26 protein-coding genes are annotated in these 22,825 nt (G+C 73.6%); 10 read left to right on the forward strand and 16 right to left on the reverse strand.

Annotation, left to right across the window (positions count from 1 at the left end; all coding sequences use genetic code 11):
* Positions 1-50 precede the first annotated feature (50 nt).
* The 3 genes from AB0C22_RS07110 to AB0C22_RS07120 all read left to right on the forward strand — a co-directional run bounded on the left by AB0C22_RS07110 (position 51) and on the right by AB0C22_RS07120 (position 2,872).
* Positions 51-1,022 carry a PaaX family transcriptional regulator C-terminal domain-containing protein gene (locus AB0C22_RS07110; RefSeq protein ID WP_219460721.1) on the forward strand — a complete coding sequence of 324 codons (972 nt, stop codon included), beginning with the start codon at positions 51-53 and terminating at the stop codon, positions 1,020-1,022.
* Between the two features lie 256 nt (positions 1,023-1,278).
* Entirely contained in the window at positions 1,279-2,523 is a 1,245-nt protein-coding gene (locus tag AB0C22_RS07115; RefSeq protein WP_357533967.1) for a cellulose binding domain-containing protein, read from the forward strand.
* 166 nt (positions 2,524-2,689) lie between these two features.
* Entirely contained in the window at positions 2,690-2,872 is a 183-nt protein-coding gene (locus tag AB0C22_RS07120) for a hypothetical protein (RefSeq protein WP_357533969.1), read from the forward strand.
* A gap of 45 nt (positions 2,873-2,917) precedes the next feature.
* Here the strand turns inward: AB0C22_RS07120 and AB0C22_RS07125 are convergent, their stop codons facing one another.
* The 8 genes from AB0C22_RS07125 to AB0C22_RS07160 form a co-directional block, all read right to left on the reverse strand.
* Entirely contained in the window at positions 2,918-3,697 is a 780-nt protein-coding gene (locus tag AB0C22_RS07125) for an IclR family transcriptional regulator (RefSeq protein WP_357533971.1), read from the reverse strand.
* 1 nt (position 3,698) lies between these two features.
* Positions 3,699-4,079, reverse strand: a complete 381-nt coding sequence (gene pcaC, locus AB0C22_RS07130) for a 4-carboxymuconolactone decarboxylase (protein WP_219469907.1) — start codon at positions 4,077-4,079, stop codon at positions 3,699-3,701.
* A complete protein-coding gene (pcaD, locus tag AB0C22_RS07135; protein WP_357533973.1) occupies positions 4,079-4,852 on the reverse strand; it encodes a 3-oxoadipate enol-lactonase in 774 nt (257 codons plus the stop codon). The genes pcaC and pcaD overlap by 1 nt, the downstream gene beginning before the upstream one ends.
* Positions 4,849-6,189: a 3-carboxy-cis,cis-muconate cycloisomerase gene (pcaB, locus tag AB0C22_RS07140; protein WP_357533975.1), complete on the reverse strand. Its 1,341-nt coding sequence runs from the start codon at positions 6,187-6,189 to the stop codon at positions 4,849-4,851. Before pcaB ends, pcaD begins: the two co-directional genes overlap by 4 nt.
* On the reverse strand, positions 6,164-6,736 hold the full coding sequence (gene pcaG, locus AB0C22_RS07145) for a protocatechuate 3,4-dioxygenase subunit alpha (RefSeq protein WP_219460707.1): 573 nt from the start codon (positions 6,734-6,736) through the stop codon (positions 6,164-6,166). Before pcaG ends, pcaB begins: the two co-directional genes overlap by 26 nt.
* Entirely contained in the window at positions 6,729-7,481 is a 753-nt protein-coding gene (gene pcaH / locus AB0C22_RS07150; protein WP_219460705.1) for a protocatechuate 3,4-dioxygenase subunit beta, read from the reverse strand. The genes pcaG and pcaH overlap by 8 nt, the downstream gene beginning before the upstream one ends.
* A gap of 12 nt (positions 7,482-7,493) precedes the next feature.
* The gene (locus AB0C22_RS07155; protein ID WP_357534043.1) at positions 7,494-8,264 is read right to left on the reverse strand and encodes a CoA-transferase; all 771 of its coding nucleotides are present in this window, start codon (positions 8,262-8,264) and stop codon (positions 7,494-7,496) included.
* Between the two features lie 88 nt (positions 8,265-8,352).
* Positions 8,353-9,171, reverse strand: coding sequence for a CoA-transferase (locus tag AB0C22_RS07160; RefSeq protein ID WP_357533978.1), 819 nt, complete (start codon positions 9,169-9,171; stop codon positions 8,353-8,355).
* Between the two features lie 258 nt (positions 9,172-9,429).
* Here AB0C22_RS07160 and AB0C22_RS07165 point away from each other — a divergent pair, with 258 nt between their 5' ends.
* From AB0C22_RS07165 to AB0C22_RS07190, 6 genes are all read left to right on the forward strand, one after another.
* Entirely contained in the window at positions 9,430-10,602 is a 1,173-nt protein-coding gene (locus AB0C22_RS07165) for a 4-hydroxybenzoate 3-monooxygenase (protein WP_219460702.1), read from the forward strand.
* 269 nt (positions 10,603-10,871) lie between these two features.
* Positions 10,872-11,846 carry an ABC transporter substrate-binding protein gene (locus AB0C22_RS07170; protein WP_219460699.1) on the forward strand — a complete coding sequence of 325 codons (975 nt, stop codon included), beginning with the start codon at positions 10,872-10,874 and terminating at the stop codon, positions 11,844-11,846.
* A gap of 75 nt (positions 11,847-11,921) precedes the next feature.
* Entirely contained in the window at positions 11,922-12,722 is an 801-nt protein-coding gene (locus AB0C22_RS07175) for an ABC transporter permease (protein ID WP_357533980.1), read from the forward strand.
* Positions 12,719-13,543 carry an ABC transporter permease gene (locus tag AB0C22_RS07180; RefSeq protein ID WP_357533982.1) on the forward strand — a complete coding sequence of 275 codons (825 nt, stop codon included), beginning with the start codon at positions 12,719-12,721 and terminating at the stop codon, positions 13,541-13,543. The genes AB0C22_RS07175 and AB0C22_RS07180 overlap by 4 nt, the downstream gene beginning before the upstream one ends.
* Positions 13,536-14,348 carry an ABC transporter ATP-binding protein gene (locus AB0C22_RS07185; RefSeq protein WP_219460691.1) on the forward strand — a complete coding sequence of 271 codons (813 nt, stop codon included), beginning with the start codon at positions 13,536-13,538 and terminating at the stop codon, positions 14,346-14,348. Before AB0C22_RS07180 ends, AB0C22_RS07185 begins: the two co-directional genes overlap by 8 nt.
* A 28-nt stretch (positions 14,349-14,376) precedes the next feature.
* A complete protein-coding gene (locus tag AB0C22_RS07190; RefSeq protein ID WP_244253535.1) occupies positions 14,377-15,270 on the forward strand; it encodes a PaaX family transcriptional regulator C-terminal domain-containing protein in 894 nt (297 codons plus the stop codon).
* Here AB0C22_RS07190 and AB0C22_RS07195 read toward each other — a convergent pair.
* From AB0C22_RS07195 to AB0C22_RS07210, 4 genes are all read right to left on the reverse strand, one after another.
* On the reverse strand, positions 15,194-16,720 hold the full coding sequence (locus AB0C22_RS07195) for a long-chain fatty acid--CoA ligase (RefSeq protein WP_357533985.1): 1,527 nt from the start codon (positions 16,718-16,720) through the stop codon (positions 15,194-15,196). The two genes, AB0C22_RS07190 and AB0C22_RS07195, sit on opposite strands and share 77 nt — an antisense overlap.
* Before the next feature lie 58 nt (positions 16,721-16,778).
* Positions 16,779-17,231: a MaoC family dehydratase gene (locus AB0C22_RS07200; RefSeq protein WP_219460685.1), complete on the reverse strand. Its 453-nt coding sequence runs from the start codon at positions 17,229-17,231 to the stop codon at positions 16,779-16,781.
* Positions 17,228-18,130 carry an amidohydrolase family protein gene (locus AB0C22_RS07205; RefSeq protein WP_357533987.1) on the reverse strand — a complete coding sequence of 301 codons (903 nt, stop codon included), beginning with the start codon at positions 18,128-18,130 and terminating at the stop codon, positions 17,228-17,230. Before AB0C22_RS07205 ends, AB0C22_RS07200 begins: the two co-directional genes overlap by 4 nt.
* A 78-nt stretch (positions 18,131-18,208) precedes the next feature.
* The gene (locus AB0C22_RS07210; protein ID WP_219460679.1) at positions 18,209-19,135 is read right to left on the reverse strand and encodes an SDR family NAD(P)-dependent oxidoreductase; all 927 of its coding nucleotides are present in this window, start codon (positions 19,133-19,135) and stop codon (positions 18,209-18,211) included.
* 82 nt (positions 19,136-19,217) lie between these two features.
* On the opposite strand from AB0C22_RS07210, the gene AB0C22_RS07215 reads away from it, so the two are divergent.
* The gene (locus tag AB0C22_RS07215) at positions 19,218-19,685 is read left to right on the forward strand and encodes a MarR family transcriptional regulator (RefSeq protein WP_208570586.1); all 468 of its coding nucleotides are present in this window, start codon (positions 19,218-19,220) and stop codon (positions 19,683-19,685) included.
* Between the two features lie 18 nt (positions 19,686-19,703).
* Here AB0C22_RS07215 and AB0C22_RS07220 read toward each other — a convergent pair whose 3' ends face one another.
* The 4 genes from AB0C22_RS07220 to AB0C22_RS07235 are packed head-to-tail and all read right to left on the reverse strand — an operon-like array spanning position 19,704 to position 22,743.
* On the reverse strand, positions 19,704-20,456 hold the full coding sequence (locus AB0C22_RS07220) for an IclR family transcriptional regulator (protein WP_357533989.1): 753 nt from the start codon (positions 20,454-20,456) through the stop codon (positions 19,704-19,706).
* A 30-nt stretch (positions 20,457-20,486) separates the two neighbouring features.
* Complete coding sequence (locus tag AB0C22_RS07225) at positions 20,487-21,500, reverse strand: PDR/VanB family oxidoreductase (RefSeq protein ID WP_357533991.1); 1,014 nt, start codon at positions 21,498-21,500, stop codon at positions 20,487-20,489.
* Positions 21,497-21,703 (reverse strand): hypothetical protein, encoded by a 207-nt coding sequence (locus AB0C22_RS07230; protein ID WP_208570584.1) that lies wholly within the window; start codon positions 21,701-21,703, stop codon positions 21,497-21,499. The genes AB0C22_RS07225 and AB0C22_RS07230 overlap by 4 nt, the downstream gene beginning before the upstream one ends.
* Positions 21,700-22,743, reverse strand: a complete 1,044-nt coding sequence (locus AB0C22_RS07235) for an aromatic ring-hydroxylating dioxygenase subunit alpha (protein ID WP_219460667.1) — start codon at positions 22,741-22,743, stop codon at positions 21,700-21,702. The genes AB0C22_RS07230 and AB0C22_RS07235 overlap by 4 nt, the downstream gene beginning before the upstream one ends.
* Positions 22,744-22,825 lie beyond the last annotated feature (82 nt).

Consider the following 22,825-nt stretch of genomic DNA (forward strand, 5'->3'; position numbering starts at 1 on the left):
CCGGGCCGGCCAGCGGCGTCGAACGTCCGGCGGTGCGGCAATCTGACGGGGTGAACGCCGAACAGCCCGTCGACGACGTCCGCACCCCCCGGGCCCAGCACGGGTCGAGCCCGCAGCACCTGCTGGCCACCCTGCTCGGCGAATACCTCGACTCCGCGGTGGCCGACCTGCCGTCGGGGGCGGTCATCGCGATGCTGCGGGAGTTCGGGGTCACCGAGCCCAGCGCCCGGGCCGCCCTGTCCCGGCTGGTCAAGCGGGGCCTGATCGCGATCCGGGGCGACACCCGGCCGCCGGTCTACCACCTCACACCTGCGGCGATCGCCCGACACCGCTCCCGGATGCGGCACTTCCTGGACTTCGGCGCGCAGCCGCCGCCCTGGACCGGGGACTGGGTGCAGGTCTCCTTCTCTCTCCCCAGCTGCGGCCAGGCGGCCCGGCACACGGTGCGCCGGGCGTTGACCGCGCACGGTTTCGTGCGGCTCTACGACAGCGTGTGGATCACGCCGGGCAGTCACGCCGCACCGGTCAGGGCGGAGCTGGAGGCGCTGCTGCACCCCGTCGAGGGGGCCCGCTGGTCGGTGCTGCACGTCCGCTTCGACGAGGAGGCCGGCCCGCACGGCCCGGCTGCGGCGTACGACCTGACCGGGCTGGCCGCCGGCTACGCGGCCTTCGTCGCGCGGTTCGCGCCGTTGCGGGTGGCCGCCCGCCGGGGCACGGTCGACCCGGCCACGGCGCTGGTGGCGCGGACCTCCGCGATGGACTCCTGGCGCAGGTTCGCCGACACCGACCCGGACCTGCCCACGCACCTGCTGCCGACGCCCTGGCCCCGCCAGCAGGCCCGGGAGACCTTCCTGGACATCCACGCGGGGCTCGGCGCACTCGCCCAGGCCCGCCTGGTCGAGGTGACCACCCCGCACTGGCCGGACGCCGCCGGGTGGATCACCCACTTCCACGCCGCCCGCGACGCCGCCCGCCCGGAGCCGACCGGCGGCTCGTGCGGAGCCCTCCGCCGCACCGGCTGACGCCGGGGGTGCGGCTGTGCCCCGGCCGGCAACGCACGGACGGCGTCGGACCGGTCCGCCAGACGGGCAAGACATTGACACTTTTCGTTACCGCAGTGATAGTAACTGCATACCGCGACCGCCTGTGGGGACTGCGGCCGGCCGGTCGACGCGTCCACGTCGGCCCGCCCGTTGCCGGCGCTGACCACCCTGGTCGGGCCCGGCGGCAGACCCGCCACCGCAGGGGGTGCCACCGCCGACACCCGCAGGAGGGTGCATGCCAAGGAGATCGAAGCTGTACGCGGGCCTGACCGCCGCGCTGGTGCCGGCAGCAGCCGTGCTGATGGCCCTCGGCGCGACGCCGGCCGACGCCGCAGTCGGCGGATCGGGGCCCTATCCCGCCGACTACGAAACCGCGACCAGCCTGCCCAACCACACCATCTTCCGACCCCAGACACTGCCGACCGAACGCCTGCCGATCCTCGTGTGGGGCAACGGCGGCTGCTCGGCCAACGGTCTCTCGCAGGGCAACTTCCTGCGCGAGATCGCCTCGCACGGCTTCCTGGCCATCGCCAACGGCGGCCCGAACGCCTCCGGTTCCACCAACTCGCAGATGCTCACCCAGTCCATCGACTGGGCGGTGGCGGAGAACTCCCGCCAGGGCAGCAAGTACTACAACCGGATCGACACCGGCAAGGTCGCCGTCGCCGGCTTCTCCTGCGGTGGCCTGGAGGCGTACGCCGTCTCCAACGACCCCCGGGTGACCACCACCGGCATCTTCAGCAGCGGCCTGCTCAACGACGCCGACGACTACCAGCTCCGGCGGCTCACCAAACCGATCGCCTACTTCGTCGGCGGGCCCAGCGACATCGCCTACCCCAACGCCATCGACGACTGGGGCAAGCTGCCCGCCGGACTGCCCGCCTTCATGGGCAACCTCAACGTCGGGCACGGCGGCACCTACGACCAGCCCAACGGGGGCGAGTTCGGCCGGGTGGCGGTGCTCTACCTCAAGTGGCGGCTCAAGGGCGACACCACCGCCGGCAGCAACTTCGTCGGCGCGAACTGCGGGCTGTGCCGCACCCAGTGGACCGTCCAGCAGAAGAACCTGACGCTCGACGGCCCGCCGCCGACCACCCCGCCGCCCACGACCCCACCACCCACCACTCCCCCGCCGACCACCCCGCCGCCGACGACTCCCCCGCCCACCACTCCCCCGCCCGGTGGGGCCGGCTGCACCGCCGTCTACGCCATACAGGACCAGTGGAACGGCGGGTTCGTCGCCAACGTCAGCGTCACCGCCGGGTCCGCCGCGCTCACCGGCTGGCGGGTCACCCTCACCCTGCCCGGTGGCGCTGCGGTCAGCTCGGTGTGGAACGGCGTCGCCACCGGCACGAGCGGCACCATCACCGTCACCAACCAGAGCTACAACGGACGGCTGGGCGCCGGGCAGGGCACCAGCTTCGGGTTCCAGGGCACCGGGACCGGCGCCGGCGCCACCGCCACCTGCACCGGCAGCTGACCGTCGCGCAGCCAGGGAAGCAGTCCGTGCGGGTGGGCCGGGGCCTGGTGCCGACCCACCCGCACGACCCCCGGGTGCCCGGACGACGGGGGGCGCTACGGGGTGCCCGGACGACGGACGGCGCTACGGGGTGCCCGGACGACGAGCGGTGTTCCAGGGTGCCGGAATGACCGTCGCGCACCACCTGGGCGGAGAGGACCCGGGGCTCGCCCTGCGCCTGCGGATCAGCGGGCCCGGCTTCGCCCCCTTAGAGGCGGACACGGTCCGGCCCGTCGATCCGGGACTCGTGCCCGGCCGGCAGTTGACCGCCGTCGTGGACCCGGCGAGCCGGCTCTACCGGGTCCAGTGACGACAGGGCACCGGTGCCGACGGGCCCGGGGCGGTGGCGGCCGGTTCAGGACGATCCGCGCAGGTCCTCCTCGATCCGCCGGGCCGTGGCCAGCAGCGGTGGGAGCAGTTCCCGCCGGATCAGCTCGAACGACCCACGGCTGGCGTGGGCGGACAGGTTCACCGCCGCGACCACCGCGCCGTGCGCACCGTGGATCGGCGCGGCCAGCGACCGCAACCCCTCCTCCAACTCCTGGTCCACGATCGCGTACCCCTGGGCGGCGATCTTCGTCAGGACGGCCCGCAACCGCACCGGGTCGGTGACGGTGCGCCGGGTCAACTGTTGCAGCTGCGCGGTGGCGAGGTAGTCGTCCAGCCGGTCCGAAGGTTGCGCGGCGAGCAGCACCCGACCCATCGATGTGGCGTACGCGGGGAACCGGGTGCCGACGCTGATCCCCACCGTCATGATCCGTTTGGTGGGCACCCGGGCGACGTAGACCACCTCCTCGCCGTCGAGCACCGACACCGAGCAGGACTCGTGCACCTGCGCGACCAGCGCTTCCATGTGCGGTTGGGCGATCTCGGGCAGGCCCAGGCCGGACAGGTAGGCGTAGCCGAGGGCGAGGATCCGCGCCCGCAGCGAGAACAGCCGGCCGTCGGTGTGCACGTACCCCAGCTCGACCAGGGTGAGCAGGAACCGGCGGGCCGCGGCCCGGGTCAGCCCGGTGCGGCGGGCCACGTCGCTCAGGGTGAGCTGCGGATGCTCGGCGTCGAACGCCCGGATCACCGCGAGCCCACGCTCCAACGACTGCACGAACTCCGGTGACCGTGCCGCCTGACCGCCCACCTCACCCAGCCTCCCGCCGCAGGGCCTCCCGGGCCACCGTGAACGCCCGGTTCGCCGCCGGTACGCCAGCGTAGACGCCCACCTGGAGCAGGACCTCCGCCACCTCCTGTTCGGTCAGCCCGTTGCCCAGCGCGGCCCGTACGTGCATCGCCAACTCCTCCTCGTGGCGCAGGGCGGCGAGCACGGCGAGGGTGATGCAGCTGCGGGTACGCCGGTCGAGGCCGGGCCGGGTCCACACCTCCCCCCAGGCGTAGCGGGTGATGAAGTCCTGGAAGTCGGCGGTGAACCCGTCGGTGCCGGCGACCGCGCGGTCGACGTGCGCGTCGCCGAGCACCTGCCGGCGTACCGTCATGCCGGCCTCGTGCCGCTCGTGGTCGTCCATCATCCACCCGGTTCCTCGAAGTGTTCCCGCAGCAGTCGGCCCACCCGCGCGGGTTGCTCGACGTTGGCCAGGTGCGCCGCGGCGTCGAGGACGACCAACCGCGCACCGGGGACGCGTCCGACGATCTCCCGGGCGCACGCCACCGGGGTGGCCGGGTCGTCCGCGCCCGCGACGACCAGGGTCGGTGTGACGATCCGGCCCAGTTCGGGGCGCAGGTCCATCGCGGCGATCGCCTCGCAGCAGGCCGCGTATCCGGCCGGGGAGGTCGCGGTCAGCATGGTGCGGTGCGCGGCCACCACGTCCGGCCGGGCGGTGGCGAACGCCGGGGTGAACCAGCGGGCCACCACCGCGTCGGCGATCGCCGGCAGGCCACCGGCGCGCACCGTCGCCGCCCGTTCCCGCCACGGCCCGGCCGGGCCGAGCCACGCCGAGGTGCACAGCAGGGCCAGCCGCCGCACCCGGTCGGGCGCGTGGGCGGCGAGCCACATGCCGACCATGCCGCCGAGGGACAACCCCGCGTAGTGGACCCACGGCACGTCGAGACGGTCCAGCGTCCGCAGCAGTTCCCGGCCCAGCAGATCCAAGGTGTACGGCCCGGCCGGCACCGCCGACCGACCGTGGCCCAGGTGGTCGTACCGGATGACCCGAAACCGCTCGGCCAACGCCGGGACCTGGGGTTCCCACATCGCGGCGGTGGTGCCGAGCGAGCCGCCGAGCAGCAGCACCGGCGCGGTGGCCGGACCGTCGACGGTGAGGTGCAGCCGGGCGGTCATGCCTGCGCTGCCCGGGCGGCGGCCAACGCCCGGTCGACGAACACGCCGGCCGACCCGAGCCAGCGGTACGGGTCGAGCGCCTCGTCGATCTCCGTCCCGGACAGGTGGGCGCGGATCTCGGGGTCGGCGAGCAGCGCGGCGCGGAACGCGGGTGCGGCGGCGGCGCGGGCGACCAGGTCGTGCGCGACGTCGCGGCCGACGGCGGGGGCCAGCCGGGCGGCGACGGCCTCGGCGAGCACCCGCCCACCGGTCGCGTCGAGGTTCGCCCGCATCCGCCCGGGATCGACCCGCAGCCCGGCCAGCAGCCGGGCGCACCGGCCGCCGGCGCCGCCGGCCAGGTGCAGCAGGTCGCGCAGCGGCTCCCATTCGGCGTGCCAGCCACCGGCGGCCCGCTCGTGCTCCTGCACCGCTGCGGCGTACAACGTGGCGACGAGGCCCGGACCACGGCGCGCGGCGGCACCGATCAGGATCGAGTCCACCGGGTTGCGTTTGTGCGGCATGGCCGAGGAGCCGCCCCGGCCGGTGCCGCCCTCGGCGACCTCACCGACCTCGGTTCGGGCGAGCAGCCCGACGTCGAGCGCCACCTTGCCGGTGGCCGTGAGTAGGCCCCCGAGGGCGGCGGCCAGGTCGAGGCGGGGTTGTCGGCGGGTGTGCCAGGGCAGCGCGGGCGCGGGCAGCCCCAGCCGGACGGCGAACCGGGCGGCGATCTCGGGGCCGGCCGGGCCGAGTGCGGCCAGGGTGCCGACCGCACCGCCGAGTTGGGCGGGCTGCCCGTCGCCGGCCTGTCGGAGCCGGTCACGGGCCTGCGTGAGGCCGGTCAGCCAGCCGGCGGCGGTGAGCCCGAACGTGGTGGGTGCCGCCTGCTGTCCGAGGGTCCGGCCGACCAGCACGGTGTCGCGGTGGGTGTCGGCGAGCCGGGCGGCGGCGGCGACGGCCTCGTCGAGGTGGCGCAGCACCGGTCCGAGTGCCCGGACGACGACCAGGCTCAGCGCGGTGTCCATGATGTCCTGGCTGGTCGCTCCGTGGTGCACCCACCCCCGGGCGGGCCCGGGCACGGCGGCGGTCAACTCCCGCACGAGCGGGACGACCGGGTTTCCGGCGGCGTCGGCGGCCCGGCCGAGTGCCGCCGGGTCGTACCGCTCGGCGTGGCAGCGGGCGACGATCGCGTCGGCCGCCCGTGCCGGCAGCACCCCGGCGTCCGCACCGGCCCGGGCGAGTGCGGCCTCCGCGTCGAGCAGCGCCCGCAGCAGGGCCGGATCGTCGAGTTCGCCGTCCACGTCCGGGTTGCCGGACAGGCCGGAGAGCAGGCCGTCAGAGGGCGAAGAAGACGGTCTCACGGTCACCCTGCAGGTGGATGTCGAAGCGGAACCCGTCCGGCGCGGCAGCGGCCAGCAGGGTGTCGCGGCGGTCGGGGTCGATGCCGGTCAGCACCGGGTCGGTGGCGTTCGCCGCCGGCTCGTCGGGGAAGTAGAGCCGGGTGACCAGGCGGTGCAGCAGCCCCCGGCCGAGGACCGACAGGGTCAGGTGCGGTGCCTCGACGCCGCCGTCCGGGTCGGGCAACGCCCCCGGTCGGACGGTGAGCAGCCGGTAGCACCCCTGGTCGTCGGTCTCGCTGCGCCCGAATCCCCGGAACCCGGCGAGCGCCGGTGGCCGGGCCCCACGCGGGTCGTCCGGATGGTCGAACCGGCCGTCCGGGTCGGCCTGCCAACTCTCCACCAGCGCGTCGACCACCGGCGCTCCGGTGCCGTCGACGATCCGGCCCCGGATCCAGAATGCGCCGGGGGTGCCGTCGGGGACGACGTACGGGCCGTCGGGCCAGCGCAGCCCGATGCTCAGGTACGGCCCGACGGTCTGCGCGGGGGTGACGCCCAGCCGGTCACGCATCGTCGTCGCCGTCCTCGAAGGGGGTGTCCTCCCGGCCCCGCAGCACGATGTCGAACGCGTAGGCCAGCGCCCACTCCGGCTCGGTGCCGGCGTGGTCGTACCGGGCGATCAGCCGTTGCCGGGCGGCGGGGTCACGGACGGAGTGCAGCACCGGGTCCTGGAAGAAGAGCGGGTCGCCGGGGAAGTACATCTGGGTGACCAGGCGTTGGGTGAACGCCCGGCCGAAGAGGGAGAAGTGGATGTGCGCCGGCCGCCAGGCGTTGTCGTGGTTGCGCCAGGGGTAGGCCCCGGGCTGCACGGTGACGAACCGGTACCGTCCCTGGTCGTCGGTGAGCGTGCGTCCCACGCCGTCGAAGTGCGGGTCGAGCGGGGCCGGCCAGGTGTCGCTGGTGTGGCGGTAGCGTCCGGCGGCGTTGGCCTGCCAGATCTCCACCAGTGTGTGGGGCACCGGGCGGCCGTCGCCGTCGCGGACCCGGCCGTGCACGATGATCCGCTGCCCCTGCGGTGGCCCGTCGTGCTGGCGGGTCAGGTCGTGGTCGAGGTCACCGACCCGGTCGTGGCCCAGCAGCGGCCCGGTGACCTCGGTCAGCCGCTGCGGCAGGTGGGCCAGGGGTCGCCGTGGTGCCCGCGCCACCGTCGACCGGTAGTCGGGGCTGAGCAGGGGCGGGTGGACGTCGACGTCGTCACGCCGGTACGCCGGCAGCACGGGCGCCCTGCCGGCCCGATGGGCGGTGTCCTCGGTCATCGTCGTCTCCCGTCAGACGGTCGGGCCTGGGGCCGGTGGCCGGTCGGCAGGGGTGCCGTGCCTGGTCGCCTCCAGCGCGCGCAGCACCGCCAACTCGTGGGCCGTCGGCGGGTCGTTGGTGGTCAGCGGGTCGGCGACGGCGAGGTCCCAGCCGGTCGCCGCCCGCGCCTGCTCCCGGGTCACGCCGGGGTGCAGCCGGGTCAGGGTCAGCTCGCAGCTGACCGGGTCGGGTTCGAGGACCCCGAGGTCGGTGATCACCAGTCGGGGGCCGCCGCCGCGCAGGCCGAGCCGTTCCCGGTCCCCCGGCCCTGTCCCGTACCCGACGGAGGTGACGAAGTCGACCCGTTCGGTGAACGTACGGCGGTTCTGCCGCACGATCACCACGACCTCGCCGCAGGAGGCGGCGATCTCCGGCGCCCCACCGGCACCGGGCAGCCGGACCGCCGGGGTGGCGTAGTCGCCGACGACGGTGGTGTTGAGGTTGCCGTACCGGTCGAGTTGCGCCGCACCGAGGAAACCCACGTCGATCCGGCCGGGTTGGAGCCAGTAGTTGAACACCTCGGGCACCGACACCACCGCGTCGGCGGTGTCGGCGAGGACGCCGTCGCCGATGGACAGCGGGAGCCGGTCGGGTTTCGCGCCGAGGCAGCCGGACTCGTAGATGAGCACCAGGTTGGGGGCGTGGGTGACCCGGGCGAGGTTCGCCGCGGTGCTCGGCAACCCGATCCCGACGAAGCAGGCCGTGCCGTCGCGCAGTTGCCGGGCGGCGGCGACGGTCATCATCTCGTCGGCGGTCCAGTCGGTGCCCGGACGCGGGCCGCTCACCTCGACACCCCGGGGCGCGGTCGGTGCCCGGTGGCGGGCCGCGCGTTCACGCCGCCGCCCCGGCCCGGTGCACGTGCCGGTCGAGCCAGGCCCGGAAGGTGTCGCGGTCCCGGCTGACCGCGTCCCAGGCCCGGTAGAAGTCGTTGTCCCGCACCGAGTAGCCCTGGGCGTAGGAGGGGTGCGCGCCGCCGGGTACCTCGGCGACGGCGGTGACCGCCCAGCCGGGCAGCATCACCTGGCCGGGCACCGGCGTCAGCTCGCCCACGATCTCCTCGACGGTGACCAGCGAACGGTGGGCGGCCAGCACCGCCTCCTTCTGCACGCCGGTGATGCCCCACAGCTGCACGTTGCCGGCCCGGTCGGCGCGCTGGGCGTGCACCACCGTCACGTCGGGGCGCAGGGCCGCCACGGCGGTCAGGGTCTCGCCGGTGAAGGGGCAGTCGACCGGCCGGATGTTGGCCGTGTGCCGGGGCAGGTCGGTGCCGGTGTAGCCGCGCAGCACGGCGAACGGCAGCCCGGACGCGCCGGCCACGTAGCGGTTGGCCATCCCGGCGTGGCTGTGCTCCTCCAGCTCCAGCGGACCCGGCCAGGCGTGCTGCACGGCGTCGCGGAACCGGTGCAGCGAACCGACTCCCGGGTTGCCGCCCCAGGAGAAGACCAGGCGGCGGGCACATCCCGCCCCGATGAGCTGGTCGTAGATGACGTCGGGGGTCATCCGCGCCAGGGTCAGCTCCCGGCGTCGCTGGCGGATGATCTCGTGACCGGCGGCGAACGGGATGAGGTGGGTGAACCCTTCCAGGGCCACCACGTCGCCGTCGTGCACCAACTCCGCCACGGCGTCGGCCAGCGGGACGAGCTTCGCCATGGGCCTGCCACCTCGCCTCGGACTGGTGTTCGCCATGCGGACTTTCGTGCTCATGTCGAACGTACGGCCGGCGGCGACATCCGTCAATGTCCTGCCTCGCCCCCGGCGCCGGTCGACAGGCGTCCGGGCAGGGCGTTGACGGGAGCCGGGGCACGTGCCAACGTTCTAGAAGAGAACACCCGTTCGGTCAGCGAACACCGTCGGCGGCCCGTGACCGGAGCCAGGTGGCGGTCAGGCGTCCAGGAAGGACGGACCGGGATGCGTACCCAGGTCGGCATCGTCGGCGCCGGGCCGGCGGGACTCATGCTGTCGCACCTGCTGCACCGGCAGGGCATCGCCTCGGTGGTGCTGGAGAGCCGCAGCCGCGAGCACGTCGAGCAGCGGCTGCGCGCCGGGGTGCTCGAACAGGGCTCGGTCGACCTGCTCTGTCGCACCGGCCTCGGCGAGCGGCTGCTCCGCGAGGGGCTGCGGCACGAGGGCATCGAGCTGCGCTTCGCCGGGGAGTCGCACCGGGTGCCGATGACCGAACTGACCGGGCGGGCGATCACCGTCTACGGGCAGCAGGAGGTGGTCAAGGACCTGATCGCCGCCCGCCTCGCGGCCGGCGGCACGATCCTGTTCGACGCCGAGGTGACCCGGCTCGACGGGCTCGACTCCCCCGACCCGGTGGTCCACTACCGACGCGACGGCCGCGAGGAGGAGCTGCGCTGCGACTTCGTGGCCGGCTGCGACGGGTTCCACGGGGTGAGCCGGGGCGCGGTGCCCGACGGGGTGCTGACCAGCTACGAACGGGCGTACCCGTTCGCCTGGCTGGGGGTGCTCGCCGCCGCCGCGCCGGCCGTGGAGGAACTCGTCTACGCCCACCACGAGCGGGGTTTCGCCCTTTACAGCATGCGCTCACCGCAGGTCTCCCGGCTCTACCTCCAGGTCGCCCCCGACGAGGACCTCGCCGCGTGGCCGGACGAGCGGATCTGGGCGGAGCTGCGGGTCCGGCTGGAGACGGTGCCGGGCTGGTCGCTCACCGAGGGACCGGTGCTGGAGAAGTCCATCACCCCGATGCGCAGCTTCGTGGTGGAGCCGATGCAGTGGGAGCGGCTGTATCTGGCCGGGGACGCCGTGCACATCGTCCCGCCGACCGGGGCGAAGGGCATGAACCTGGCGCTGGCCGACGTCGCGCTGCTCGGCGATGCGTTCGCCGCGTGGTACGACCAGGGCCGCACCGACCTGCTGACCGGCTACTCGACCACCGCGCTGCGCCGGGTGTGGCGGGCGCAGCACTTCTCCTGGTGGATGACCTCGATGCTGCACCGGTTGGCGCACGACGACCCGTACGAGGCGAAGTTGCAGACCGCGACGCTGCGGTACGCCGCCACCTCCCGCGCCTACGCGACGAGCCTGGCCGAGAACTACGTGGGCCTGCCCGAGGTCTGACCGGCCCGGACCGCAGCTCAGCCCGGGGTGGTGGGCACCCCGCGACGCCCCTGCCGTCAGGTGCGACGGGGGCGACGCCACCATGACGCACCGTCGTTCAACTTATCCATGACGGGCGTCAGAAATTCTTGACTTTCGATGCCGGGGTGGCTGACCATGGCCAACACAGCGGCGTACGCCCCTCACGCAGCGGTCGTCCCCCGCAGATCCGAGGCATCCCGCCGGCTTCCGACGCACCCCACCACCCCCGCCCAGGAAGGGCCTCGTCAATGAAGAAGGTCATGGCTCTCGGGTTGATCGCCGTCACCGCGATCGCCCTCACCGGATGTACCGACTCCGACGCGTCCACCCCGTCCGCGCCGACCTCCGGCGACCTGCGCAAGGTCCGGGTCGCGGCGCTGCCGATCACCGAGACCGCCGCGCTGTGGGGCGGCATCAAGGCGGGCATCTTCGCCGAGCGGGGGCTCCAGGTCGAGGTGGTCCCCGCCCAGGGCGGCGCGCAGGCCATCCCGGCGTTGATGAACGGCGACATCGACTTCGCGATCGGCCAGCCCTTCGGCCCGTTCCGCGCCGACCTGCAGAACCTCGGCGTCGTCATCATCGGCAACTACGCCTCCTCGTACGCCGACGGCGACGACATCAACGCCGTGGTCGCCTCGGCGAAGTCCGGCATCAGGCGACCGGCCGACCTCGCCGGCAAACGGGTCGCGGTCAACAGCCTGGGCGCGGCCGGCGACGTCACCATCATGGCGGCGGTGGAGCAGGACGGCGGCGACCCCAAAAAGATCAAGTTCGTCGAGGTGGCCTTCCCCGACGCCCCGGCCCAACTGGCGGCGGGCAACATCGACGCCGCCTGGGTGCCCGAACCCTTCGTCACCCAGCTCAAGAGCCGGGGCGACACCCTGGTCGTCGCCCCCTACCAGGCGGTCGTCCCCGGCCTGGCCACCCTCACCACGATCACCACGACCGCCCGCACCGACAAGGACGCCAAGCTGGTCGAGGACTTCTCCGCGGCGATGAGGAAGACCCTGGAGTGGGCACAGGACCCCGCCAACCAGCCGGCCGTACGACAGGCCATCAAGGACAACCTCCAGCTGCCGCCGCCGGTGGCGGAGTCGGTCCGGCTCCCGGCGTTCGGCTGGGACGTCGACCGGGCGAGCCTGCAGAAGCTCGCCGAACTCGCGCAGAAGTACCGGGTACTCGACCGGCAGCCCGACCTCGACCGGCTCATCCGTCAGCAGTGACCCGGTGCGGCACCGCCCGTCCCGGCCGACGCACCGGGACGGGCCGGCCGCGCCCCCCGCGACCACGGAGGTGACATGCGCCTGCCCCCCACCCGACGCCCCCGCGCGCCACGCAGGGCGCTGCTGGGCGTCGCCGGCCTGGCCGGGTTCCTCGCCGTCTGGCAGAGCGTCCCGGCACTCGGCCTGATCGACCCGCAGTACCTGCCCTACGTGACGGACGTGCTCGCCCGGCTGTCCGAACAACTCGTCGACCTCGCGTTCTGGCGGCGGCTGGGCAGCACCATGACCTCCTGGGCGATCGGCCTGACGGTGGCGACGATCGCCGCCGTCGGTCTCGGTACGGTCGTCGGCCTGGTGCCGTTCCTACGGCGGGCCACCCACACGACGGTCGAGTTCCTGCGCCCCATCCCGTCGGTCGCCCTCATCCCGCTCGCCGTGCTGATGTTCGGCATCCAACGGCAGGCCGCCCTGGTCATCATCGTCTACGCGTCGTTCTGGCAGGTGTTCGTGCAGGTGATCTACGGGGTCGCCGACGTCGACACGGTCGCCCGGGACACCGCGCTCAGCTTCGGCCTGCGCCGCTGGGAACGGTGGACGCACCTCGTCCTGCCGACCACCCTGCCGTACCTGCTGACCGGCCTGCGGCTGGCGGCGGCGGTGGCGCTCATCCTGGCCGTCACCGCGGAGATGGTGATCGGCAACCCGGGCCTCGGCCGCATGATCGAGCTGTCCCGCTCCGCCGGCGACGCCGTCGGCCTGTACGCCCTCGTCGTGGTCACCGGACTGCTCGGGCTGGCGGTGAACCTCGTGTTCCGGTTCGTCGAGCGGCGGACGTTGTCCTGGCACGAGTCCGTCCGTGGGGAGCGGGCGCTGTGACCGCGTACCCGGGGAGGACGGTGGCCCCACCGCGCCGCCGCGCGGTCGGTCACCGCACCGCGGTGGGTGTGCTGCACACGCTCGGGCTGCCGGTGCTGCTGCTGGTGCTGTGGGGCCTGGTGGCGACCAGGACGACGAGCCGGTTCTTCCCCGACCCGGTGACGATCGCCGACGCCTTCGTCGACACCTGGATCGGGCCGGCGTTCGTCGAGGACGTGCTGCCCAGCCTCGCCCGCCTCGGCCTCGGCGTCGCCGCGTCGACCGTGCTCGGCATCGCCGCCGGCACCGTCATCGGCCTGACCCCGTGGCTGCGGGAACTGCTCGAACCGCTGCTGGAGTTCCTCCGGGCGATCCCGCCGCCGGTGCTGATCCCGGTGATGATGATCCTGCTCGGGATCACCGACACCATGAAGGTCGTGGTGATCGTCTCCGGCGCGGTCTGGCCGATCCTGCTGAACACGATCGAGGGGGTCCGGGGCATCGACAGCGTGCTGACGCAGACCGCGCGGTCGTTCCGGGTCACCTGGTGGGAGCGGCTGTGGTTCCTGGTCCTCCCCGCCGCCAGCCCCCGGATCATGGCCGGTGTGCGGCAGGCCCTCTCGGTCGCGCTCATCCTGATGGTCATCTCCGAGATGTTCGCCTCGTCGGCCGGGCTGGGTTACCGGATCGCCTACTTCCAACGCAACTACCTCATCGCCGAGATGTGGAGCGGCATCCTGCTGCTCGGCGGGGTCGGCGTGCTCCTCGCCGTCGTCTTCGGGCTCGTCGAACGGCGCGTGCTGCGCTGGTACCACGGAATCAGGGAGGTCAACCGTGCCTGACCGGGGCACCCTGCTGCGGGTGGAGCAGCTACGCAAGGTCTACGAGTCCCCCACCGGCGACGTCGAGGCGATCGGGGACCTCAGCTTCACGATGGACGCCGGCGAACTCGTCTGCATCGTCGGACCGTCCGGGTGCGGCAAGACCACCCTGCTGAAGTGCCTCGCCGGCCTGCTGCGCCCCACCGGCGGTGTGGTCGAGATGCACGGGACGCCGGTGACCGGCCCCAGCCCCGCCATGGCCGTGGTGTTCCAGGAGTACGGCCGCAGCCTCTACCCGTGGCTGACGGTGCGCGGCAACGTCGAGCTGCCGCTGCGGCACAAGAAGCTCTCCCGCGCGCAGCGGGACACCCTGGTCGCCGACGCGCTCGACGCGGTGGGTCTGGCGCACGCCGCCCGCAGCCACCCGTGGCAGCTCTCCGGCGGGATGCAGCAGCGGGTGGCGATCGCGCGGGCGGTGGCGTACCAGCCCGAGGTCCTGATCATGGACGAACCGTTCGCCGCGGTGGACGCGCAGACCCGGGCCGACCTGGAGGACCTGGTGCGTGAGCTGCACGCCCGGCGCGGGATCTCGGTGCTGTTCGTCACCCACGACATCGACGAGTCGGTCTACCTCGGGCAACGGGTGCTCGTGTTGTCCCACGCGCCGACCCGGGTCCGCGAGGACGTCGCGGTCGACCTGCCGGCCGAGCGCGACCAGATCACCACCCGCGCCCTGCCCCGGTTCACCGAGCTGCGCACACACGTCTACGGCGAGATCCAGCGGGCCAAACGCGGGCACAATGTGGCCCCGCGACCCGCGCCGTGAGCGCGCCGGGCGACACCCGTCGGAGGGGATGACTGTGGGTAGGCGTCAGCCGAAGCAACTGGTGCTCGCCTTCTTCGGCGAACACGTCGTCGACGCCGACACCGGGCCGATCCGGGCGAGTGTCCTGATCACCGTGCTGGAGGGGGCCGGGGTCGCCGCACCGGCGACCCGGGCCACCCTCGACCGGCTGGTGCGCAGCGGCATCCTCGCCCGGGGCCGCAGCGGCCGGGAGACGTTGTTCTCGCTGACCGAGCACGGCGCGGCGGTGCTGCGTGAGGCGACGTACCGGGTGCGCGGGCCGAGGCCGTTCGACCCGCAGGGCAGCGGCTGGACCCTGGTCACCTTCTCCATTCCGGAGGGGCAGCGCACGCTGCGGCACCGGCTGCGCTCCACCCTCACCTGGGAGGGCTTCGCGCCGATCCGCGACGGGCTGTGGCTGGCCCCCGGCGAGGTCGACCTCGCCGGGTCGCTGGAACCGCTGCGCCAGGACCTCGCCCCGCACGCCGTGGTCGCCTTCCACGCCCGCGAACTCGCCGGCTTCCCGATCGGCGAGAGCGTACGCGCCGCCTGGGACATCGAGGCGATCCGGCGCGAGCACCTCGCGTTCATCGACCGGTGGGCCGACCCGGCCGCGACCACGGCGGCGGCGGGCGCGCTGACCCTGCGCACGATGCTGGTGGCGGACTGGCTGGCGCTGCTGCGGGCCGACCCGAGGCTACCGGCCGAGTTCATGGACGCGCAGTGGCCGGCGGCCCGGTCGGTGCAGACCTACCGTCGGGCGCACCGGGCGCTGGCCGAGGCGTCCACGGCGGAGTTCGCCGCCCTCGTCACCCACCGGCCCACGGTCAGCCGGCGAACCGCGCCCGCAGCTGCGTCTTCCGCACCTTCCCCGACGCGGTCCGCGGCAACTCGTCCACGATGACCACGTTCCTGGGCAGCTTGTAGCGGGCGATCCGACCGTCCAGGTGCGCCCGCACGACGGCGGTGTCCACGCGCGCCCCCTCCCGTACGGTCACCACCGCCCACGGCACCTCACCCCAGCGGTCGTCGGGCACCCCGATGACCGCCGCTGAGACCACCCCGTCGATCTCGCCGAGCAGCAGCTCGATCTCGGCCGGGTAGATGTTCTCACCACCCGAAATGATCATGTCCTTGAGCCGGCCGGAGACGTGGAGGCAGCCGTCGTCGTCGAGGCGGCCCAGGTCACCCGAGCGGAACCAGCCGTCGGCGGTGAACGCCTCGGCGGTCGCCGTCGGCAGCCCGTGATAGCCGGGGAAGACGTTGGGCCCGGCCACCTCGATCTGACCCACCTCACCGGCGGGCAGCACCGCCCCGCCCGGGTCGGTGATCCGCAAATCGGTGAAGAAGTGCGGCAGACCGACGCTGCCCTGCTTGGCCCGGGTCATCGCCGGTGGCAGCGCGGTCACGCCCGGCGACGCCTCGGTCATCCCGTACCCCTGGGAGAACGACAGGCCGCGCGCCTCGTAGGCGTCGAGGATGCGGGTCGGCACCGCGGAGCCACCGCAGGTGAGCTTCGCCAGCGTCGACAGGTCGGTCGTGGCCCAGTCCGGGTGGTCGGCCAGCAGCTGGTAGGTGGTCGGCACCCCGCTGAGCATGGTGACCCGGTGCCTGGCGATCTGCGCGAGCGCCCGGCCCGGCTCGAAGCCCCGCTCGACGACCATCGTGGCGCCCTTGAGGATGACGGGCAACGCGCCCATCCCCAGCGAGGCGACGTGGAACAGCGGCGAGATCATCAGCGCCACGTCGGTCGAGACGACGTCGTAGTCGACCACACAGTTGAGGGCGACCCAGGTGAGGTTGCCGTGGGTCAGCACCGCACCCTTGGCCCGCCCGGTCGTGCCCGAGGTGTAGACGATCGCCGCCGGATCGTCCGGGCCGGTGGGGGCAGGACCGGGGTGCCCGGCGTCGACCGCCCGGGTCAGCCGGGTCAGGCCCGGCCGCTGCGGGGTGCCCTCGCCGGTGACGACGGTCTGCGGAGGCCGCGCGGCAGGCAGGGCGGCGGCCACCGGTGCGGCGAACTCCGGGTCGTGGATCAGCACCCGGGCCGCGCTGTCGGTCAGTAGGTGACCCACCTCGGGAGGTGCCAGCCGGGTGTTCACCGGCACGAAGACGGCGCCGACCTGCGCCACCCCGAACATCACCTGGAGGAACTCCGGACTGTTCTCCCCCAGGTAGGCGACGGCGTCACCGACGCCGACACCACGCCCCCGCAGCACCGCCGAGACCCGGTCCACCGCGTCGGCGAACTGGGCGTAGGTGACGGTCGCGTCCGCGCCGTGGACGAGGGCGACCTTGTCCGGGGACCTGAGCCGACGCCTGGCCACCCAGGCACCGATTCCGTGCTGGTGCATCAGCAGTCTCCTGGTGGTGGAGGTGGTGGTGGGTCACCCGGCGCGGACGCCGCCGGGCTCAGCCGTGGAAGCGGTACAACCCCCGGGCGACCACCGCCGGCTTGACGCCGCCCTCGATCTCGATGCTCTGGTCGACGGTGAGCTGGTAGCCACCCCGGACCTCGACCACCTCGACGACGGTGGCCCGCATCCGCACCCGCGCCCCGACCACGACCGGCGCGGGGAAGCGCACCCGGTCGAGGCCGTAGTTCACCTTGGTGGTCACCCCCTTGACCTCCAGCAGCTCGGTCCAGAACGGCACCGCCAGGGACAGGGTGAGGAAGCCGTGCGCGACCGGTGCGCCGAACGGGCCGGCCTTGGCCCGTTCCGGGTCGACGTGGATCCACTGGTGGTCGTCGGTGGCGTCGGCGAACAGGTTCACCTGGTCCTGGGTGACCGTGCGGTAGCCGGTGTGCCCCAGGTCGGTGCCGGCGAGGTCGGCGAGCTGGTCGTAGGTGATGGTCGTGGTCATGGCGCTTCCTCTCGTCGTTCCCGGGCGAGGCCCAGCAGCCGGGCCGCGTTGTCCTTGAGGATGCCCGGGAGCACGTCCGGCTTGAGGTCGGTGGCCGCCACGTCACGCAGCCACCGCTCGAGGGTGAGCAGCGGGTAGTCGGTGCCGAAGAGCACCCGGCGGCTGAGCACCGAGTTGGCGTGGCGTACCAGCTCCGCCGGGAAGTACTTCGGGCTCCAGCCGGACAGGTCGATCCAGGTGTTGGGCTTGTGGGTGGCCACCGACAGCGCCTCGTCCTGCCAGGGCACCGACGGGTGGGCCATGACGATCTGCAGGTCGGGGAAGTCGGCGGCGACCGGGTCGAGCAGCATCGGGTTGGACAGGCCGAGCCGCAGCCCGTAGCCGCCCGGCAGGCCCGCGCCGATGCCGGTCTGCCCGGTGTGGAAGATCGCCGGGAGCCCGGCCCGCTCGATCAGGGCCCACAGCGGCGCGTACGCGTCGTCGCCGGGGTCGAAGCCCTGCACCGTGGGGTGGAACTTGAAGCCGCGTACCCCCTCCTGCTCGATCAGCCGGGCGGCGAGGTCGAGGGCCGGCCCGCCGGTGCGCGGGTCGACCGAACCGAAGGGGATCAGCACGTCGGCGTGCTCGGCGGCGGCGCGGGCGATGTCGACGCTGGACAGCGGCGGATGCCGCAGTTGGGTGCCCGCGTCCACGGTGAACACGACGGCGGCCATGCCGCGCTCGCGGTAGTAGCGCGCCACCGCGTCGACCGCCGGCCGGGGCCCGTCCGTGCGGAAGTACTTCGACACGGCCGCCACCAGCGGTGCGGGCAGCGAGGCGTGACCGTGGTCGTCGACCTCGATGTGCACGTGCATGTCGATCGCGGTGACGGCGTCGAGGTCGATCGCGGGCTGGTACATGGGCGGCAACCTCCGTCGGGCGGGTCCGGTCCGGCGGGCGGGCGGACGGTCTCGTCGGTCAGGTGACGGTGGGCCGGGTCAGGGATTGGCCGGCTGGAACTGGACGGGCAGCTCGGGGAAGCGTTCGCCGACGCTCTGCGCGGCCCCGTCGAACGTGGTCGGCCAGGCCTCCACCAGCGCGTCGTAGGTCCAGCCGCCCTCGCGGTAGGCGGTCACCGCCGCCTCCGGGTGGGTCCAGATCTGGAGGCGGTCACCACCCACCCCGATCACCTGCCCGGTCACCTGGGCGGCCGCGTCGGACGCGAGGAACGCGACCAGACCGGCCACGTCGGCGGCCGTGCCGAAACCGAGGTCGTGCCGGAAGAACGCGGGCATCGGCTCACCGGCCGCCTCGGCCCGCACCGCAGCGGCGAAGTAGGGGACGGTGGCGGTCATCGCGGTGGCGGCGACCGGGACGACGGTGTTGGCGGTGATGCCGGCCCGCTTCAGCTCCAGCGCCCAGGTGCGGACCATGCCGACGATGCCCGCCTTGGCCGCCGCGTAGTTGGTCTGACCGAAGGTGCCGCGTTGACCGGTGGGTGACCCGATGCAGATGATCCGTCCGCCCGCGTCGGCCTGCCGCATGTGCCGCACCGCCTCGCGCACCGTGGTGAACGTGCCGCGCAGGTGCACGGTGACGACGGTGTCGAAGTCGTCGTCGGTCATCTTCCACAGCACGGTGTCGCGCAGCACGCCGGCGTTGGTGACGAGGATGTCCAGTCGGCCGAAGTGCGCGACCGCCGTGCTGACGAGTTCCTGCGCGGTCTCGGTCGGGCCGACGGGCGCGGTCACCGCGACGGCCCGCCCGCCCGACGCCTCGATCGCCGCCACCGCGTCGGCCGTGGCGCGCGCGTCGACGTCGTTGACCACGACGGAGGCCCCCCGCCGCGCCAGCTCCTGGGCGTAGGCCAGACCGAGGCCACGCCCGGACCCGGTGACGATGGCGACTTTGCCGTCCAGTGACATGGGCACTCCCTTTCGTCGATGCGATCTGAGCACGAACCGTTGAGAATGTCAATTATTCGGGAACCTTGCTACCATCGTCGCCATGTCCCCCGCCGAACGGACCCGGCCGACCGGACGCGACCGGCTGCGGGACAGCACGCTCGCCGGTGACCTGAGCTTCCTGCTGGCCCGCGCCAACGCGCGCGCGCTCGCGGCGGCCAACACCGCCCTCGCCGCACACGGACTGAAGGCCCGCTCCTACTCGGTGCTCGCCCTGGCCGCCGACGACGTCCGCCCGACCCAGCGGGAACTCGCCGAATTCCTGCACCTCGACCCCAGCCAGGTGGTCGCCCTGATCGACGGGCTGGAGCAGCGCCAACTGGTCGAGCGGCACGCCGACCCCGCCGACCGCCGGGCCAACGTCCTCACCGCCACCGACGCCGGACGGGCCCTGTTCGCCCGCGCCCAGGACGCCGTCCGCGCCGTGGGGCTCGACTCGCTGGCCAGCATGACGCCCCGCGACCACGAACGGCTGGCCCACCTGCTGCGACTGCTCGCCTTCCCCGACTGACGCCGGTCCGGCCGGTGGTCACCGGTGCGCGCCGCCCAGCGCCCGGGACAGCACCCGGCCCGCGGCCTGCACCAGCGGGGCCAGCGCCAGCGGGTCCGCCCGGGACCGGTCCACCACCAACGACAGCGCCGCCACCACCCCCTCCGGGGCGCGGATCGGCGCGGCCACCGACAGGGCGTCCATGGTCACCTGCCGGTCGCTGACCGCGTACCCGACCCGGCGCACCTCGGCCAGACAGCGGCGCAGCCGCCCCGGATCGGTGACGGTCAGCTCGGTGTACCGCTCCAACGGCGCGGCCAGCACCCGCTCCTGCACCCCGACCGGCGCGTAGGCGAGCAGGACCAGACCGACGCCGGTGGCGTGCAGGGCGAAGCGGCCACCCACCCGGGTGAGCACCGGCACCGCGTGCCGGCCGGCGATCCGCTCGATGAAGACGAGTTCGAGATCCTGCCGGACGGCGAGCTGCACGTTCTCGTGGGTCACCTCGTACAGGTCCTCCATCACCGGCAGGGCCACCTCCCGCAACCCCAGCCCCCGGGGCGCCAGCGAACCCACCTCCCACAACCGCAGGCCGATCCGGTACCGCCCGTCGACGCCGCGTTCCAACGCCCCCCAGGCGAGCAGCTCGGCCGCCCGGCGGTGCACGGTGGACAGTGGCAACCCGGTGCGCCGGGCCAGCTCGCTCAGCGTCAGGGCCGGGCTCGCCGGGGTGAACGCGTCCAGCAGCGCCAGCACCCTGCTGGTCACCGACCGTCCCGGTTGGCCGCGCATCCCACCATCCTCCCCGCCCGCGCCGGCCGGTCACAGCTCCAGGACGAGCCGGGGCGTACGGGCCCGGGAGACACAGATCATCATGGTGTCCCCGGCGGCCCGCTCCTGCGCGGTGAGCAGGCTGTCGCGGTGCTCCGGCACCCCGGCGAGCACCGGGGTCTCACAGGTGCCGCAGGTGCCCTCCCGACAGGACGACAGGACCGGCACCCCGGCCTCCTCCACCGCCCGCAGGATCGGCACCCCCGGGGGCACGCGTACCGTGCGCCCGGAGAGGGCGAGTTCGACCTCGATCGCCGTCTCCGGCCCGTCGGCGTCGCCCCGGGGGGTGAACCGCTCGACGTGCAGTCGGCCGGGCGGCCAGTCGGCGCAGTGTTCCTCCACTGCCCGGACCAGGGATTCCGGGCCGCAGCAGTAGACGAGGCCGTCGCCCGTTCGGCCCAGCAGCCCGGTCAGGTCGAGCAGCCCGGTCTCGTCCTGCGGACAGAGGCACACCCGGTCGCCGTACCGCTCCCGCAGGGTCGTGGCGAAGGCCATGGTGGCGCGGCTGCGTCCGCCGTACGCCAGCCGCCAGTCGGCACCGGAGGCGTCGGCCGCGTCGACCATCGGGCGGATCGGGGTGATCCCGATGCCACCGGCCACGAAGAGGTAGCGCCGCGCCGCGACCAGCGGGAAGGTGTTGCGGGGCCCGTGCACCCGGACGGTGCCGCCGACAGTGAGCCGGGCGTGCGCCAGCCGGGAGCCACCGCGACCGTCCGGCTCCCGCTGCACGGCGATCCGTAGGACGGACCGGTCGGCCGGATCACCGCAGAGGGAGTACTGCCGCACCAGTTCCGGGCCCAGCGCCAGGTCGACGTGCGCGCCCGGGGTCCACCGGGGCAGGTCACCACCGTCCGGGCGGGCCAGCCCGATCTCGACGACCTCCGCCGCCACCCGCTCCCGGGCCACCACCGTCAGTTCCACCCCGACCGGCCCGTCCCCGCCCGGTCCGTCCCTCGTCGGCCCGTCCCCGACCGGCCCGTCCCTCGTCGGCCTGTCCCCGGTCATGCCGGCACCGCCAGCCGGGCGGGCGGGCCGGATGCCGGCACGGTCGCCGTCGCGTGGCCCCGCGGGTGGCCGAGCAGCCACTCCCACAAGGCCACCGGCTCGTCGGCGAGGCGCTCGGCGCCACAGTGGCAGGTCCCGCGCAGCACGTCGGTGCCCGGCACCCAGTGGACCCGGTAGACCCGCTGCCCGGCGGGTGCGGTCACCGGGGCGCTCCCACCGTCCCGGAGCCGACCAGCCGGGCCAGCAGCCGTCGGGCGGCCAGCCCACCGGTGTCGATGTTGATGCTCAGCTCCTGGTATCGCTCCGGTTCGGCTGCGATCACCCGCTCCAGGGTGTTCAGCGCCGCCACGTCCTGCATCACCACGGTGTGGTTGCTCTGGTGCAGGTACGCGCTGACCGACTCGTCGTCGACCGCGAAGTCGCGCGCCACCGCCCAGAAGTCGTACGTGGTGTGCGCGGTCGACGGGGTGATGGCGTAGACGATCTCGGCGTGGAAGGCGTCGCTGTCCTCCCCCTGCGCGGGCGGGTAGACGCCCTGCGGGGCGATCCGGCTGTGCAGCAGGTAGAGGCACGGCGGGTGGTACTCGATGTCCTGCCAGCGGGTGATCCGGCCCTGGATGCCGGTCGAGCGGGCGTAGAACGGCGGGCACTCGGCGTCGTCCATGTGCCGGCTGACGTGCACGACACCCCGTTCCTCGTCGACCTCGGTGGTGATCGGGGTGTCCGCCACCTCGGGGGTGCCGATGTAACCGCCGTGCAGGTAGGTCTCGTGGGACAGGTCCATCAGGTTGTCCACCAGCAGGCCGTACCGCGCGTCCAGCGGGGCCATGCCCCGGACCACCGCGTACCGGGGGTCGGCCAGCCAGGGCGCGCGGGGGATGGTGGCCGGGTCGGCCCGCTCCCGGTCCCCGATCCACACCCAGACGAAGGAGTCCTGTTCCACCACCGGGTAGGCCGCGACCCGCGCGGTACGCGGAATCCGCTGCTGACCGGGTACGAAGACGCAACTGCCGGTGGGGTCGTAGGTGAAGCCGTGGTAGCCGCAGACGATCGTGTCGCCGTCGAGGCGGCTCTGCGACAAGGGGAAGCGCCGGTGCACACACCGGTCGGCGAGCGCCACGGCCTCCCCGGCACCGGTGCGGTACAGCACCAACGGTTCACCGAGCACCGTACGGGCGAGCAGGTCCCGGCCGACCTCCCCGCCGTGGGCCGCCACGTACCACTGGTCCCGGGCGAACTCCATCCGAACGACCTCCCGCCGGGCGAACATCGATGGAGTCGAATCATTCCGTCCCGGGGTCCGGCGTGGACCAGGGCTTGCACTC

This window comes from Micromonospora sp. NPDC048894, from assembly GCF_040649765.1.
GTDB lineage: Bacteria > Actinomycetota > Actinomycetes > Mycobacteriales > Micromonosporaceae > Micromonospora > Micromonospora antibiotica.